At 52.9% G+C, this 15,413-nt stretch carries 13 protein-coding genes; 6 read left to right on the forward strand and 7 right to left on the reverse strand.

Annotated features, from left to right (window positions below; translation table 11 throughout):
• Positions 1–327 precede the first annotated feature (327 nt).
• Positions 328–1,161 (forward strand): metallophosphoesterase, encoded by an 834-nt coding sequence (locus ACQ4N8_RS18365; RefSeq protein ID WP_430705805.1) that lies wholly within the window; start codon positions 328–330, stop codon positions 1,159–1,161.
• Here the strand turns inward: ACQ4N8_RS18365 and ACQ4N8_RS18370 are convergent.
• Positions 1,158–2,705, reverse strand: a complete 1,548-nt coding sequence (locus ACQ4N8_RS18370; RefSeq protein WP_430705806.1) for a DHA2 family efflux MFS transporter permease subunit — start codon at positions 2,703–2,705, stop codon at positions 1,158–1,160. The two genes, ACQ4N8_RS18365 and ACQ4N8_RS18370, sit on opposite strands and share 4 nt — an antisense overlap.
• A 194-nt stretch (positions 2,706–2,899) precedes the next feature.
• Between ACQ4N8_RS18370 and ACQ4N8_RS18375 the strand changes: the two genes are divergently transcribed.
• The gene (locus ACQ4N8_RS18375) at positions 2,900–3,736 is read left to right on the forward strand and encodes a TetR/AcrR family transcriptional regulator (RefSeq protein WP_430705807.1); all 837 of its coding nucleotides are present in this window, start codon (positions 2,900–2,902) and stop codon (positions 3,734–3,736) included.
• 87 nt (positions 3,737–3,823) lie between these two features.
• Here ACQ4N8_RS18375 and ACQ4N8_RS18380 read toward each other — a convergent pair whose 3' ends face one another.
• Together ACQ4N8_RS18380 and ACQ4N8_RS18385 are read right to left on the reverse strand one after the other, a co-directional pair.
• Entirely contained in the window at positions 3,824–5,599 is a 1,776-nt protein-coding gene (locus tag ACQ4N8_RS18380; RefSeq protein ID WP_430705808.1) for a SulP family inorganic anion transporter, read from the reverse strand.
• A gap of 105 nt (positions 5,600–5,704) precedes the next feature.
• The gene (locus tag ACQ4N8_RS18385; protein WP_430705809.1) at positions 5,705–6,034 is read right to left on the reverse strand and encodes an ArsR/SmtB family transcription factor; all 330 of its coding nucleotides are present in this window, start codon (positions 6,032–6,034) and stop codon (positions 5,705–5,707) included.
• 372 nt (positions 6,035–6,406) lie between these two features.
• Here ACQ4N8_RS18385 and ACQ4N8_RS18390 point away from each other — a divergent pair, with 372 nt between their 5' ends.
• The 3 genes from ACQ4N8_RS18390 to ACQ4N8_RS18400 all read left to right on the forward strand — a co-directional run bounded on the left by ACQ4N8_RS18390 (position 6,407) and on the right by ACQ4N8_RS18400 (position 9,095).
• On the forward strand, positions 6,407–7,468 hold the full coding sequence (locus ACQ4N8_RS18390) for an ABC transporter ATP-binding protein (protein ID WP_430705810.1): 1,062 nt from the start codon (positions 6,407–6,409) through the stop codon (positions 7,466–7,468).
• A gap of 29 nt (positions 7,469–7,497) precedes the next feature.
• Complete coding sequence (locus tag ACQ4N8_RS18395) at positions 7,498–7,830, forward strand: antibiotic biosynthesis monooxygenase (protein ID WP_430705811.1); 333 nt, start codon at positions 7,498–7,500, stop codon at positions 7,828–7,830.
• Positions 7,831–8,339: 509 nt separating this feature from the next.
• Positions 8,340–9,095: an exodeoxyribonuclease III gene (locus ACQ4N8_RS18400; protein WP_430705812.1), complete on the forward strand. Its 756-nt coding sequence runs from the start codon at positions 8,340–8,342 to the stop codon at positions 9,093–9,095.
• 183 nt (positions 9,096–9,278) lie between these two features.
• Here ACQ4N8_RS18400 and ACQ4N8_RS18405 read toward each other — a convergent pair whose 3' ends face one another.
• The 4 genes from ACQ4N8_RS18405 to ACQ4N8_RS18420 form a co-directional block, all read right to left on the reverse strand.
• The gene (locus tag ACQ4N8_RS18405) at positions 9,279–10,739 is read right to left on the reverse strand and encodes a sulfatase family protein (RefSeq protein WP_430705813.1); all 1,461 of its coding nucleotides are present in this window, start codon (positions 10,737–10,739) and stop codon (positions 9,279–9,281) included.
• Between the two features lie 79 nt (positions 10,740–10,818).
• Entirely contained in the window at positions 10,819–11,643 is an 825-nt protein-coding gene (locus ACQ4N8_RS18410) for a carbohydrate ABC transporter permease (protein WP_430705814.1), read from the reverse strand.
• Complete coding sequence (locus tag ACQ4N8_RS18415) at positions 11,643–12,602, reverse strand: carbohydrate ABC transporter permease (protein WP_430705815.1); 960 nt, start codon at positions 12,600–12,602, stop codon at positions 11,643–11,645. Before ACQ4N8_RS18415 ends, ACQ4N8_RS18410 begins: the two co-directional genes overlap by 1 nt.
• Positions 12,603–12,701: 99 nt before the next feature.
• Positions 12,702–14,192 carry an ABC transporter substrate-binding protein gene (locus ACQ4N8_RS18420; protein WP_430705816.1) on the reverse strand — a complete coding sequence of 497 codons (1,491 nt, stop codon included), beginning with the start codon at positions 14,190–14,192 and terminating at the stop codon, positions 12,702–12,704.
• A 253-nt stretch (positions 14,193–14,445) separates the two neighbouring features.
• On the opposite strand from ACQ4N8_RS18420, the gene ACQ4N8_RS18425 reads away from it, so the two are divergent.
• Positions 14,446–15,249, forward strand: a complete 804-nt coding sequence (locus ACQ4N8_RS18425; RefSeq protein WP_430705817.1) for an AraC family transcriptional regulator — start codon at positions 14,446–14,448, stop codon at positions 15,247–15,249.
• Positions 15,250–15,413: the final 164 nt, after the last annotated feature.

Genomic DNA, 15,413 nt, shown 5'->3' on the forward strand with positions numbered 1-15,413 from the left:
ATGATTGGACTTTTTAACAAGGTTAATATATTTCAAACTTTTGACAAAAAGTAGACTACTAGTTGCATGGTTAGGAGGGGCCAAATTTCTTCTGAATGATAAAATAAAGCGTTGAAGGTCTCCCTTAGCCATTTGAAGTACCTTAATCATAAACGATTTACGAGGGAATCAACGAATTCTAAGTGAAGCTTGGAAAGCAAAACAGTTGCTGGGCTAAAAAGTTGCTATCGTAAAGGATGTATCCTAAGTATCTCTTTTTATAGCCGTTTTCGGCAGAAGAAGACGACGAAAACGGCGGCGAGCAGGAGCGCCAGCAGGGGTACGTCGGTGGCGATCGCTTCGCCTTGGCCTCCACCGGAGACGTTTACCTTCTTGAATGTAACGGATTCGCAAGGGGAGTCGGAGGCGGATTTCAAGCTGTGGGGGCGCACGTTGGACAAGGCGTTCGCCATGTTTCCCGATGCCCGCTTCATTGTGCACAACGGAGATTTGACGGAGGACCCGGCGAATGAACGGGGCTGGGACGCCTTTTTCCGACAAGCGGCGAAGTGGCTGGACCGGGTGCCGCTGATGCCGGTCGCGGGCAACCATGACGAAGTTCCCGGACAAGCGGAGCGGTTTGCGTCGCATTTTTACGTGCCTGATACCGGGGCGGATGGGGCGACTCCGGGAACCGTTTATTCGTTCGACTACGGCTACGCCCATATCATCGCGTTGAACACGGAATCGAACCTCAAGCGGCAGACGGAATGGCTGCGGAAGGACCTGAAGAAGAACGGCAAGCCTTGGACGATCGCGGCCATTCACCGTCCCGCCTACGGAGGCAATCAATACGAGAAAATCGCCGATTGGATCGAAATCTTCGACGAATTCGGCGTGAATCTGGTGCTGCAGGGACATAACCATGAATACTCCCGGTCCTATCCTTTGCGGGACGGGGAAATCGTTCCGGAGGGACAAGGAAAAGGGACCGTCTATGTCGTTGTCAACACGGCCGGCCCCAAATTCAACGTTTTGAAAAAAGACAAGTTTTATCACGCGGTACATACGCAGCCGGGCAAGCAGACGTTTGCCGGGATCACCGTAGGCGAGCATGCCTTGACTTATGCGGCTTTCGAGGTGGACGGCGCCAAAGTGGACGAGTTCTCGTTAAGCCGTTAGTGGCTGACGCTCTCCCTGCTTGCAACGGGCCGCGCCGTTTCCTGCGGTTCTTCCTTCGCCGGACGGTTGCGCCGCAGCAGGAGTCCCAACGCGGCGCCGCCCATCGCCACGAACATCATGATAAAGAACGTATCGTCGAATCCTTTGGCCAGCACGGTGGCGGCCGCCTGCCGCATCGCTTCGGCCGAGCCTGCCGCGGCTTGCGAAACATCGCCTGCGATTTGGGCCGCACCGGCCGCCGCTTCTTTCATTTCCTCCGCGCGGAAGGTCGTTCTGGAACTCAGAATCGTCACCAGCGTGGAAATCGCCAACGAATTGATCACCTGCTGCATGGAGTTGGTCAGCGATGTAACGCGGTTAATGAGCGGCTTTGGAGCCTTGTTCAGCAAATGGTTGTTCATCGGCATCGTCATCATGCCCATGCCGGCGCCGCACATGATAAGCGGCAGGATGATCTGGTGGCTTTCGGTCGTCAAGTCCACGTGCGAATATTGGTACAATGCGCCGGAGACGAGGCTAAGTCCCAGCACGACCAGCCAGCGTACGCCGATTTTATCGAACAGGATGCCGGCGATCGGCATGACGAGTCCGGAGGCGATGGCCTGCGGCAGCAGGGTCAAGCCGGTCTCGAACGCTCCGAAGCCGCGCGCTTGCTGCAGGAACTGGGGCAGCAAGAAAAGCGCTCCGTACAAGCCGAACTGCCCGATCCATTGCACGATGATGCCGGCGCTGAAATCGACCGAACGGAAGATGCGCAGTTCCAGCAGCGGGGTACGGGTTTTGAGTTCGGCCGCGACAAAAGCGATCAATGCCGCGCCGCCGACGGCCAGGCCGAGGATCGTTTTGTCGGAGCTCCAGCTTTCCGCCCCTTGGCTGACGCCGTAGGAAAGGGCGGCAAAGGCCAGCGGTCCGAGAACCATGCCCCATTTGTCGATGCCGGCCACCTGGTTCCGTTCCACCTTAGGCAGCTTGAAGATACCGATGGCAAGACAAAGGATCCCCACAGGAATGTTGATCAGAAAAATCAGCCGCCAGGAGTGGTATTCCACCAGCCAGCCCGACAGAACGGGGCCGATCGCCGGGGCAAACAGCACGGGAATGCCCATGATGCCCATGACGACGCCTACTTTGCTTGCGGGGCTAAGCTTATAAACATAAGCCATCGCTACCGGCAGTACGCAGCCGCCGCCCAGCCCTTGAATGACCCGGAACACGATCAGCCATTCCGCTTGATTGGGCGTGGCGCACAGCAGGGAACCGATCGTAAACAGCACGACGGCGCCGAGAAAAATCGTCTTGGCCCCGAAGCGGTCGGACAGCCAGCCGGACAACGGAATGACCGACGCCTGCGCCAGCATATAGCCGGTGACGACCCATTGCAGCGTCTTAAGATCTGTATCGAAGTCCGTGACCAGCGTAGACAAAGCGACGTTCATCGCCGTGTTGTCCAATACGACCATAAATACCCCGGCGATGATCGCCAGCAGCGGCACCAGGATGCCGGACAGCTTAAAGTTGGCATGCGGGTTGAGGGTCTGCTCCATATATCTTTCTCCTCCTAGGTCGGCCGTTCGGGGGCAGCCGGTACGTTCCGGAATTGCCCCGCGGCCGTTTTCTCTATATAATGTTGGGTATAGATGCCGGACAATTGTCCGGCGAATTACGATTCTTAGTTTACGGACAATTGTCCGATAAGTCAATTGCGATTTTCGAATGAATGAGGGGGGCCGGGTCATCGATGAACCAGGACAGGCGAGCGCGCAAACCGGAGCAAGCGGGAGAGGGACAAGCGGGCAAGACGAGAGGCGGGGGAAATAGGCGGGATGCGGCACCCGCGGGACAGGCCCGGAACCGCGATCTTTACCGGGAACGCATATTGGAGGCGGCGCAGCAGCTATTCCGCGAGTTCGGGCTCGAAGGGGTCAGCATGTATATGATCGCCAAGACGGCGGGGATCGGCCAAGGCTCCCTGTACCGGCGGTATGCCGATATCGGCGAGATTTGCTCGGATTTGCTGAAGGAGAATACGGAGCAGCTGCTGCTTGGGCTGGAGGAGCTGGCGAGCCGTCTGGCACGCGGTAAGGCCAAGGTTGAGGCTGCCGGCGACGCCGAATCCGCCGTTGCAAGCGCCGCGGCAAATCCGGAGAACGGAACAAGCCCCGCGGCAAATTCCGATGCGGAGCCCCAAGCTGCCGCGGGAGAGTTCAAGAAGATGATGGATTATCTGCGCTTGGCCATAGCGCGGATCGTCGATTTCATCGATGTACACGCCGAGCTGCTGCTCCGGATCAAGTCCGAGTTTACGGGCAAAAAGCAGCTGACCCAGTTCGAACATCCCTTTTTTGAACGGTTGAATGCCGTATTGACGGAGCTGATCCGCCAGGCGGTCCTTACCGGCGAGATTCGTGGAGTGGAGCCGCAGTTCATCGGCAGCGCCCTGGTCGCAGTGCTCAGCCCGGACTTGTATCTGTACCAGCAAAAATACCACGGGGCCACGAAGGAGGAGAACCTCCGGGGCGTGCTGCGCCTCGTCGAGGCGCTCGCCCTTTCCGGCGACTCCCGAACCGACGCCTAGTTTAAGGCGCGCCAAAGAAGCCCTCCGGCCTGCGGATGTTCCATCCGTAAGCGGGAGGGCTTTCCTATTGCTAGGGCGATCGCCGGATCAAACCGTGACCTTGCCGTCCCGAACCAGCGTTCCGGTCAAATCGGGCAGCGTCGTCCGCTCGGCCTCCGCCCCGCAGAGGCCGGCGCATTCGCGGAAGGCGAAATGCTTGCAGCCCCGGCACTTGTCCTTGTTGATTCGGCTGAGCGCGTAGGTGAGGGCGTCTCCGGTGCTTTCAAAGAAATGCTCCTCGCCAATCATCCCGTAGCAGCCGGTTTTGCGCATCAGCTTATGCGGCTGCACGCGCAGACCGGAGACGACGACGGTAATCCCGGCTTTTTGCAGGCGCTTGATCAGGCTGGCGAAATTGGCTTCGCCGGTCGTGTCCATAAACGGAACCTTGCCCATCCGGATCAGCACCGCCTTTAACGGCCCGTCCTGGATTTGCGCTACGAACTGGTCAAAGACTTGTGAAGCGCCAAAGAACAGCGGACCGTCCACGGTGAAAATCGATAATTGCGGGCAATCGTGTTCCTCGGTGACCATATGCGCCTTGACCTTCTCTTTGGCAGAGGAAAGGTCGGGCAGTACCTTGTCGACGGTCATCAGGTCGCCCATTCTTTTGACGAACAGCACGACCGCGAGGATCAGGCCGACTTCAACGGCTGTCGTCAGCGTGGTGAACACCGTCAGCAGGAACGTCACGAGCAGGACTAGCGAGTCGCTCGTGCGCGTTTTCAGCATATGGGCAAACGCTTTGCGTTCGCTCATATTCCAGGCGACCACCATGAGGATCGGGGCCATGCTGGCCAACGGGATGTTGGAAGCGTATGGCGCGAACAACGCCACGATCAGCAGCACGACGACGCCGTGAATGATGCCGGAAAAAGGGGAGACGGCCCCGTTCTTGATGTTCGTCGCCGTCCGGGCGATCGCTCCGGTCGCCGGAATGCCGCCGAACAGCGGCGCGGCCATGTTGGCGATGCCTTGGCCGATCAGCTCGCGGTTGCTGCTGTGGCGGGTGCCGGTCATTCCGTCCGCCACCACCGCCGAGAGCAGCGATTCGATGCTGCCGAGCAAAGCGATGATCAGCGCCGGCTGCAGCATCGGCACGACGCTGTCCCAGGACAGCGAGATCGGGTGGAAGTTTGGCACGCCGCCGGGAATGACCCCGTAAGCCGAGCCGATCGTCGTCACCTTGCCGGGGAACAGCCAGGCCGCGGCCAGCGTGGAAACCAGGATGCCGACCAAGGAGCCCGGGATCTTCGGCAAGTATTTGGGCGTCAGCAGCAGGGCGGCGAGACAGATGCCGGCCGTCAGCACGCTGTACAGGTTCAGGGTCGGCAGCTGCAGGAAGACCTCCTTCATGTTTTCGTGAAAATATTCATGCCGATGCATGCCGATTAAGCCCAGAAAGTTCCCGATCTGTCCGCTGAATATGGTCACCGCGATGCCGGCGGTAAAACCGATCGTCACCGGCCGCGGGATAAATTTGATGAGCGTTCCGAGCCGAAGCAGGCCCAGTAAAACGAGGAAAATCCCGGCGAGAAAGCCGGCGATCAACAGGTTTTCATATCCGTATTGAAGCACGATGGCAAGCAGGATCGGAATAAACGCGCCGGTCGGACCGCCGATCTGAAATCGCGATCCTCCCAGCAGCGAAATCAGAATCCCGGCGATGATCGTCGTATACAGCCCGTATTCCGGCTTCACGCCGGAGGCGATGGCAAAGGCCATCCCGAGCGGAATCGCCACGATCCCGACGATACACCCCGAAATCAAATCTTTGCGTAAAGATGCCGCATCATAGTTCTTGAACCGCCCAGTCCACTTCATCCATTAAAACCTTCTTTTCTGAATAATCTGCATTGTCCTGCAGCCTGACCTTACCCGGAAACAAAAAAGATCCCCCGCAGCCCGGCGGGGAAACTTGAGGGTTCCTTATTTTTGTTTACGGATCCCTTGCAATAAGGATATCGATTCGACCAAATGATTATCGAAAATTTGCCGGGCTACCGCGAGCAAGTCCTTAAGCAGCGGATCCCGCAGCGAGTAAACGACCGTCGTGCCTTCCTTGACCGTGTTGACCAGATTTTTGGCGCGAAGAACGGCTAATTGCTGGGATACGGCGGACCCTTCCGATCCGAGTATCGCCTGCAGCTCATTCACATTGCGCTCGCCTTCGCTCAGCACCTCCAAAATACGAATTCGCATCGGATGGGCGAGAGCTTTGAAAAATTCCGCTTTAAATTGCTGCAGATTCACGTCCATCAACTAAACTCCTTAAAATCTGAAATTTCATATCTCTAAATCTTTGCATATTTAACATGATAGCACAGGTACCGTCGAGGTGTATAGGTGAAAAATGCCGGACATACGGAACAAGACGTCTTACGCGGTTTCATGATTCGGGCCGACGAAGGTAGGTGGATGACGGGCAGTTAATAGGCGAATGGCTGGCAGCAGATTCCCGATTGAGACGGAAGAGAAGTCATGTTATACTTAATAATGATAATCATTATCATTCACATGCCGATCATGGGGATTCCTATGTTCCGCATTCATATCGAATCACCCGCTGCTGCTTCACGGAGTTTAACGGACGGCAGCTTTTTAATATAGAAAGAGTGAGGAGCAGATAACATGGACCATCTATTGGAAGTGAAGGACCTGGCCATTTCGTTCAAAACCCGGGAGGGCGAGGTGCAGGCCATCCGCGGCGTCAGCTTTCACGTGGACAAGGGGGAGACGCTGGCGATCGTCGGCGAGTCGGGCTCGGGCAAAAGCGTGACCTCCCAAGCGGTGATGCAGCTGGTGCCCCGGCCGCAAGGCCTATATAAACGGGGAGAGATTTGGTTCGACGGTCAGCAGCTGATCGGGAAAACGGAGAAGCAAATGCAGCGGATTCGCGGCAAAGAGATCGGGATGATCTTCCAGGATCCGATGACTTCGCTGAACCCGACGATGAAAGTGGGCAAACAGATCACGGAGGTGCTCCATACCCACGAGCATATGTCGAAAGACGCCGCGTACCGGCGGGCGGTCGAGCTGCTGGACTTGGTCGGGATCCCGGCGCCGGAGCGGCGGTTCCACCAGTATCCGCACGAATTCAGCGGCGGCATGCGGCAGCGGGTGGTGATCGCCATCGCGTTGGCGGCCAATCCGAAGCTGCTGATCGCCGACGAACCGACCACGGCGCTGGACGTTACGATTCAGGCGCAAATTCTGGAGCTGATGAAGGAGCTGCAGCGCAAGATCGGCACGGCGATCATTTTCATCACGCATGACCTGGGCGTCGTAGCCAAAATGGCCGACCGGGTCGCGGTGATGTACGCCGGGCAAATCGTCGAAGCGGGGACGGTGGAGGAAATCTTCTACGATCCGCGGCATCCGTACACTTGGGGGCTGCTGGCCTCGATGCCGAGCCTCGACGGCCAAGGCGGCGGGAAGCTTACCGCGATCCCCGGCACGCCGCCCGATCTGATTCGTCCGCCGCAGGGGGACGCTTTTGCGCTGCGGAGCCCGTACGCGATGAAGATCGATTTCGAGCAGGAGCCGCCGGTATACCGGGTGTCGGACACGCATGCGGTGAAATCGTGGCTGATGCATCCATATGCTCCGTCGATCTCCCCGCCCGAAGCGGTAAGCCGGAAACGGCGCCTTTTGGAGGGCGTCTATGATCAGCCGGTGCTGGTCGAAGGGTAGGGACTATTTATGATGAGGGAGGGAACGCGATGTTCGTCATGACAAGAACGATGCTGATTGAGAAAGGAAACAGCGACAAGGTGCTGGCCCGATTTAGCGCGGAGAGCCCGGTCGACCAGATGGAAGGGCTGGTGGACATCAGCGTGATGGTCAATCGGAAGAGCCAGGAGTACGAGGAAGTGATCGTCGTGATTCGCTGGGAATCGCAGGAAGCCTGGAGAAACTGGGAGAAGAGCGATGCGCACATCCAGGGGCACAAAAACAGCCGGGGGCAGCCGCCGCCTTCGTTTATCGTCAGCACGTCGGTCAACATGTACGAGGCCGAGGTCGTCAAGAAGGGTAAGGCTTATATGAAGAGCTAGGTTGTAACGCGCCTGTGTTGCCCTGATCCGGATCAACATCCGTTCTTCGATAGTCGGGCACCTGCGTTCATTTTTGTTTGATGTTTTGCCGGGGAGCGCGTCGATTCGGCTTTGGATGAGTGGCCAATAGATAGAGTTGACGGACTCCAGAGACCTTAATTGGCTTAAAGGGCGGGTCCCGAAATGGGTAACGGACTGAGAGGACGTTATTTGCTTCAATTCAGCGATAAGGTCCTCGTTTGGGGCTGAATAACGTCCCTGGAGTCCGTTAACAAATACCCGGGAAATGGGTGATTAGCGTCATTACGGTCCGTTAGAAGTGTGGGGGTAGAGCCATCGTGCGGTCTTCGATATAATGTTGCCTGTTCCTGTAACTGGCACACGATTTGCGGCAATAGGCATCAGAGCTTAGCCTATACCGTCAGGCGATTCTCTACCGCCGTGTGATATACTGACAGAAGGATTAATAGAGTCCGATAATAAAAGGCAAGGATTAAAGGAGAAGCAAGATGAAGCTGGTTTCATGGAATGTTAACGGATTGCGGGCCTGCGTGGGCAAAGGATTCATGGATTATTTTAAAGAAGCGGATGCGGATATTTTTTGCCTTCAGGAAACGAAGCTGCAGGAAGGGCAAATCGAGCTGGATCTTGGCGGCGATTACGAGCAGTACTGGAATTACGCGGAGAAAAAAGGGTACTCCGGCACCGCCGTCTTTACGCGGGTCAAGCCGTTGTCCGTGCGTTACGGCATGGAGGAGGACTCCGAGCCGGAGGGGCGGATCATCACGCTCGAATTTGAGGGCTTTTACCTCGTCACGGTGTATACGCCCAACGCGAAACGCGACCTTTCCCGGCTGGATTACCGGGTGGAGTGGGAGGATCGGTTCCGTGCCTACCTGAAGCAGCTCGACGCGGTTAAGCCGGTGATCGTCTGCGGCGATATGAACGTGGCCCATAAGGAGATCGACATCAAAAACGCGAAGTCGAACGAAGGCAACTCCGGCTTCACCCCGGAAGAACGCGGCAAAATGACCGACCTGCTGGCGGAAGGGTTCACCGATACCTTCCGGTATTTGTACCCGGATCGCGAAGGGGTGTACAGCTGGTGGTCGTACATGCCGAAGGTTCGTGAGCGGAACATCGGCTGGCGGATCGACTATTTCCTTGCGTCCTCCCGGCTGGAGCCGCAGCTGAGAGAGGCCGGCATTGACTGCCACGTGATGGGCAGCGACCACTGCCCGGTGTCGTTGACGGTGGAATGGTAAAATAATTCAAGCTAGACGAAGAACCTCCTTTTTGCCGCACGAGTTGCGGGAAAAGGGCGGTTTTTTATTTTGTGGAAATTTGTGTCCACAACAAAAACACCTTCAAGGAGGTCGACAAGTCTCTCTAATGACATGGCCGAAGGTCTTGAAGGTGTTTTATAAATCATCTGAAGTAAAGCTGTTTTATTGAAACTCCCGTGGGTGACGCCTCATCAGTTCGGGGATTGCCTGAGCGCGTCCGGTCTCCTTTAAGCGTTGAGCATATTGCTTGAGCTGTCCTTTGGCGTGGTAGGGTCCGCCTTCCTTCATTACAGTCCATAGCGGATCCGTATCGTGAGCCATGTTGCGCATCATCTGATCATGCCATTCATTGAGGAGATAGACCGCTTCACGGCATATATCTGGATGAGCATCAGCAACATTTACCTGTTCATGCTCGTCCTCCTGCAAATTGAATAGCATTTCGGTATCGAAAAGATGATAGCCGTCATGATAGGTGCGTATATACAGCCATTCGTCAAAACGGACACTGCGTTGGCAGACATGGGCGCATTGCGAGAGAACTAAATAATCCCTGCCACATTCCTTGCCGGACCTTAGGACGGATGCATAGCTTTGTCCGTCCCAGCTTGGCATTGATTTCCTTCCCATCAAATCTGCTAATGTAGGGCCTAGGTCTAAATGATAATGTAAGCCGTGATCTACATGGTTTTGCATCATGCCTGGGTATCGGATGATCATCGGAATCCGGCAGGTGCCCTGGTCGGCGGTACCGTGTTCTCCGTAAATCCCGAGCTGGCCCATGTTCTCTCCGTGATCTGCCGTGATAATAATCACGACTTCGTCCATCACCCCTTGCATTCTTAGTGCTTCAAAAATTTGACCGATATGTTCGTCCATGTAACGGATACCGCAGTCATAACCATCGATCATCTGCTTGAGATCAGACAAATCGGCGATCTTGCCGGGAAGCCGTGGGTATTCTTCTTGCACTTCGTCGTCGTACATATTAATTTCGTTCACACTATGAGGACCTACTTTTTGCTTGTGGACTTCCAATACTTCATCTGTCAGCCAAGATGGCAGTGGTTCATTGGCAAACGGGTTACCAAAATCCTCGGGAGCTCTATAAGGCGTATGAGGGTCCCAATAATTTACATATAGCATCCAACTTTCCTTATTTGCATTCTTTTCGAGCCAGTCTAGAACGATGGGCGTGACCTCCTCGGCGGATTCCGCACCGCTTCGGCCTGTGTTGTGCATCTCATTAAATCCGGCATAGAAAGGCCAGGAGGAGTGTCGCTCACCGAAAGGACTGATCAATGCGGTGTACATTTCCTCAGCTCTGAATAGAGCCGGAAGAGATTCTAGGGTTAAACGGCTTTTAAATTCCCGTTGCTCCCCTTCATGACGCATATCTGCCGCTGTTCCACCGTGGCCGACCACACCGGTATGAATGCCGAAGCGACCTGTCATGAGAGCTGTACGTGATGGCAGGCAGGGGGCATCAGAGGTATAATAATTCGTAAATCGCACGCCTTCCCGGGCTATTTGATCAATATTGGGCGAAGTATTGCGTTGATAACCGTAACATCCAAGATGGCTTGGCGATGTTGAATCCAAATCGAGCAGCAAAACTTTCATATGGTGATCCATCTCCTTCAAAATATCAGTATGCGCAGCAACAAGCACCTGATTCTATTCTCTAGTGCAGGGTAGAGGTTTAACCTTTCACAGCGCCGGCCATTCCATCAACAAAATACCGCTGCAACATTATAAAAATGAGAATGATCGGGGCGAGAGCAATCGCTCCTCCGGCAGCAATTCCGGTCCAATCTACGATATTCTCTCCCCTCAAGGCGTACAGGCCAACTGCCAATGTGCGCAGACTAGGCTCGCTCAAGGTTAGTACAAGCGGCATCAGAAATGAATTCCAGGTCCAGATAAATTGCATGATGATGACACTGCCCATCACTGGCTTGGAAAGGGGCAGGATGACGCTGGAGAAGGTACGAAAGAATCCTGCACCGTCGATGAGAGAGGCCTCCTCCATTTCCTTGGGCACTTGTCGGAAAAAGCTGACGAACAGCAAAACGAATAACACATGTCCGCCACCGGCTTCCGTGAGAATAACGCTAGTTCGAGTACCAAGCAAACCCATATTTTTGATTAGCTCAAAGATAGGGATAACCGAGAACTCAAGCGGCACAAACATACTGGCGGCAAGCACAAGCATAATTGCTGTTTTGCCTGGAAATTCATAGCGTCCAAGAGCATAGCCACAAGTTGCTGTGATGAAGAGAACAATAATTATGACGGTTATGGTAATAATGACTGTATTGAAAAAATAATATTGGAAGTTCCCCACATCCCAGGCACGTCTGTAATTGTCCCATTCCCAGGAAGCAGGAATCAGGGACAGGCTGTCTGTGAAGAACTCATTGGTATCCTTTAATGATGCCGATACCATCCAAATAAACGGGTAAACCCAGATGACTCCGAATAAAAGAAGAAGCAAATGTATCGGCAGTCGGAGCAGTGTCCTCATTAGGCCACTCCTTTCGTATCTCGGCCTGCGGCGAGCTTGCGAACAAGCGCTTGCAAAAGGCCTACCAGAATGATGCTGAAAGCGAAGAAGATACCTGCAGCCGAGGCATAGCCAAGACTAGGAAGTCCCATTTCGCTTGAGAAGGCGAAACGATAGATATAAGTGGATACCACATCCGTGGCGTAGAATGGGCCTCCATCGGTCATCGTTTTCACCAGGTCGAATACCTTCAATGCCCCGGCGGTGTTAAGCAGCAGAATAACCAGTCCTATGGGCAAAATCAGGGGGAACGTAATGGAGTAGAAGGTTCTGGCTGGACCAGCTCCATCAACCCGAGCAGCCTCGTACAATTCGCGGGGAATGCCCTGCAGCCCGGCAAGCCAATAGATCATGTTCATCCCGATGTTTTTCCAAACATAAGTAACAATTACCGAGATCATCGCCATCCCCGGTTCGCTCAGCCAATTGATTTCATGCTCAATCAGATGCAGGCGGGTCAACAAAAAATTAATCGGACCATCAGAACTCCAAATAAACACCATGATAATGCCGATAACGGAGGTCGTGGTGATCACGGGAATAAAGAATAGCGTCCGGTAAAACTTGGCTAACCGCAGCAACGGGTTGTTAAGTACGACGGCCACCAGAAGCGATAATAACCATAAAATCGGCACGGTGCTGACCATAAACAGAAAACTATGGCCAAAGGCCTTCCAGAAGTATGGATCCGCCACTAGATGCCGATAGTTATCCAGGCCAACAAAGGTTTTATTGGAGCTGATACCCGACCAGTCCAGGGTGGAGTAATACCAGTTGATCACAATCGGCCAACCTTGGAACAAGGCATAGAAGATCAGGTTCGGCAGAACAAACAGATAGCACCACCAGAGCGTACGTTTTTTTTGATTTTTGTTCCTCTGAGTAGCAGGACTCGAAAGTCCTGCAGTTGATTTCGTCATTTGGTAACCCCCTAAGTGAAAAAGACGGAGTTCTCGAAAACGGAGGCCTGCCAAAGTAAATGCAGGCCATGTATGGGATTCCGTATTTGATGATTGCAATTATGGAAGTTCAGCGTAATTCTCTGCAGTGTAGTTCTCCATTGGATTCCAGTTCGGAAAGATGAAATCCTCGGCCGCTACCTGATTTCCTGCGTTTTGAGCAGCTTCGATGGAACTGGACCACGCCATGTCTACCTTCTTGGAGTACTTGTCGAGTTCCTGAGCATAGTCCTTGATGGCGCCTGCGACGGTTCCGGCCATTAGTTGACCTGGATCGGGCTGAATGTCTTTATAGTATTCAAACACAGAGGTTGCCGCTGGATTACGCACGGCCGCGTCAGGAATCAGCTTGCCGTATTGCTGAATGATATCGTAGTATTCTTGGAGCTGAGGCACACTAATATTTGCCTCATTAATTCCCTTGACAATGGAGAAGCTGTCCCCTGAAGCCACGCGAGCTTGCTGATAATAATCGCCAAGATAAAGTTCTTGCAAATATAAGGCAGCTTCCTTTGGATGTTTGGAATCAGCGGAGATACCCATCCATGCCCCACTAGGTCCAATACCGATGGAGCCCTTGATTCCGGTATCCGGTACGGCAGGTGCGATTACCCCATAGTCTAACTCTGGATTCTCCTTGTTCCATACGCCGATACACCACGAGCCCTGGATGATAAATGCGGCTTGACCTTGACTAAATAAAGCTCTAGCTTCCGGTGCGGAAATGCTCATCGTTTTGGGGTGAAAACTACCATCCTCGGCCAGTTGCTGAAAGAGGCTATAGACTCCCAACACCGCTTCAGAATCATAGGTAGTTTTGCCATCGGCGAGATTTACAGGGGAATTTCCATTTAGTCCCGCTCCGGCCATAGAGGCCCAATCCCGTACAGTGATCAACCAGCGATTAGATTGTTTTCCACCTTCCACGATACCGTAGTACTTTCCTTGGCCTGCGGCGGTCACTTTGGCAGCTGCTTCTCGGAATTCACTATAATTAAGCGGTTGTTTCGTGACATCAACGCCGGCCTCCTTCAGCAATTTCTTATTGTAAAAAATGAGACTGGAAGGAATCGAAGGGTTTTCGGGAATGCTATAAATTTGATTGTCGAACATCGTAATTCCGTTCTGGAATGTACCTTCAATAAAGTGATCCTTGAAGTCGGCCTCTACATAAGGATCTATGGGCTGGAACCAGCCTTCGTTAACGGCCGTTGCCAGCTTTACGGTCGATGGAATCGGGAACAAGTCAGGCGCATTTCCGCCCTTGATCGCCGTCAAAATGGTGTTCTGGAATTGGTCAATCGTAAGTTGGGTGTACTCGATTTTGATATGAGGATATTTCTCCATAAAGCGCTTGTTGAATTCTTCACGAATTTCCTTGACGCTATCACTCCAATCCATGATTTTCAAGACGATCTGCTCTTCCGAAGAGTTTCCCGGGTCTACTGAAGCCACCGGATCTGGGCTTTCTCCTTTAGAATTGCAGGCCGCGAGTGATACAACAAGTAGTAGTAGGATAGCGACTTTAGTAAACACATGGCATCGTTTCAAATTAGTTCCTCCCTTTTGTTACGATCATTTTTCTGTAATCGTTTTCTTTCTGCGCAGTGTCAATCTTAAGATCGCTTTCATTATAGAATTGGGAAGGGAAACAAGTCGATGTATGTTATTACGATTTGGTGTACAATTCTATTATTATCTAGAGAGGGAACTCCAATAAAACCAGGAAGACACGGAGTGTAGCCCATATATTCCATGTATTTTTTCCTAGCTAAAAGTGTGAAATAAAGGAGGGCAAGGGTGCGTGTTTCAGGTAGATTCGGTTCATCATGATAAAATGATTCCGGGTTGGTGTACGTCGCAGGAACGCATTAACTTTAATGTGCTTGTGCTTGTCACCGAGGGTAAGGTCGTCTATGAGGTAGACCAGAAGCGACTTATCGCGGAGAAAGGCGATTTACTGATTTTACCCAAGCTAATTACCCGTGCCGGGGTAAATCATGAAAGCGGGCCTCACCAGAAATACACCATTTTGTTCACCTGCAACAAAGAGGAGACGCTGCTTCCTTTTCTTCAATGTTATGAACAAACATTGATCAAACCGCGAAATTTTGAATCGTTGAGGCGACGTTTCGAGAAGTTATTTCTGGAGATGCGGGGGGCCAGAAGCTTTCGTTCTATGATTTGTCAAGGTATCCTTCAGGAGTTGTTGGGTATCATTGCTCGTGAAATGGAGCAACCGGAAATGGCTCCGATGAAGATCAAATATGCACAAACGATTCAGAATTACCTTGTTGAGCATTATCGTGAGCCAATAGAGATCGGACAACTGGCCAAACTCATCGGTCGCTCGGAGAATTACACCATTTCGATCTACAAAGAGGTAACGGGGCAATCGCCCATTAAGTACTTGCATCGACTCCGAATTATGGAAGCTTGCTACTTGTTGCTCAATACCAAAACGTCGGTAGCCAGCGTTTCTCAATACTTAGGATACTACGATACTTCCTATTTTTTTCGTATGTTCAAGCAGTTGACCTCCATGTCGCCAAGTCAGTTTATTGCAATGGGACAACCGCTGGATAACGATGTTTTTTGGGGAAGTTGATCTTCTCCGGAAAGGATTTAGAGGTTGAAATTGGGAAGGAAAAGAGCCACTGGCCCGCAGTAGATAGCGCGTCAGTGGCAATTAAGAACTGTCGGGAATTCGATTGCGGATTGAGTGATTACTCACTTGACAATCTACCTGCAAAGGGAGTATCTTTATTTTAT

The sequence above is a fragment of the Paenibacillus macerans genome (assembly GCF_050565405.1).
Classification (GTDB): Bacteria; Bacillota; Bacilli; order Paenibacillales; family Paenibacillaceae; genus Fontibacillus; species Fontibacillus macerans_B.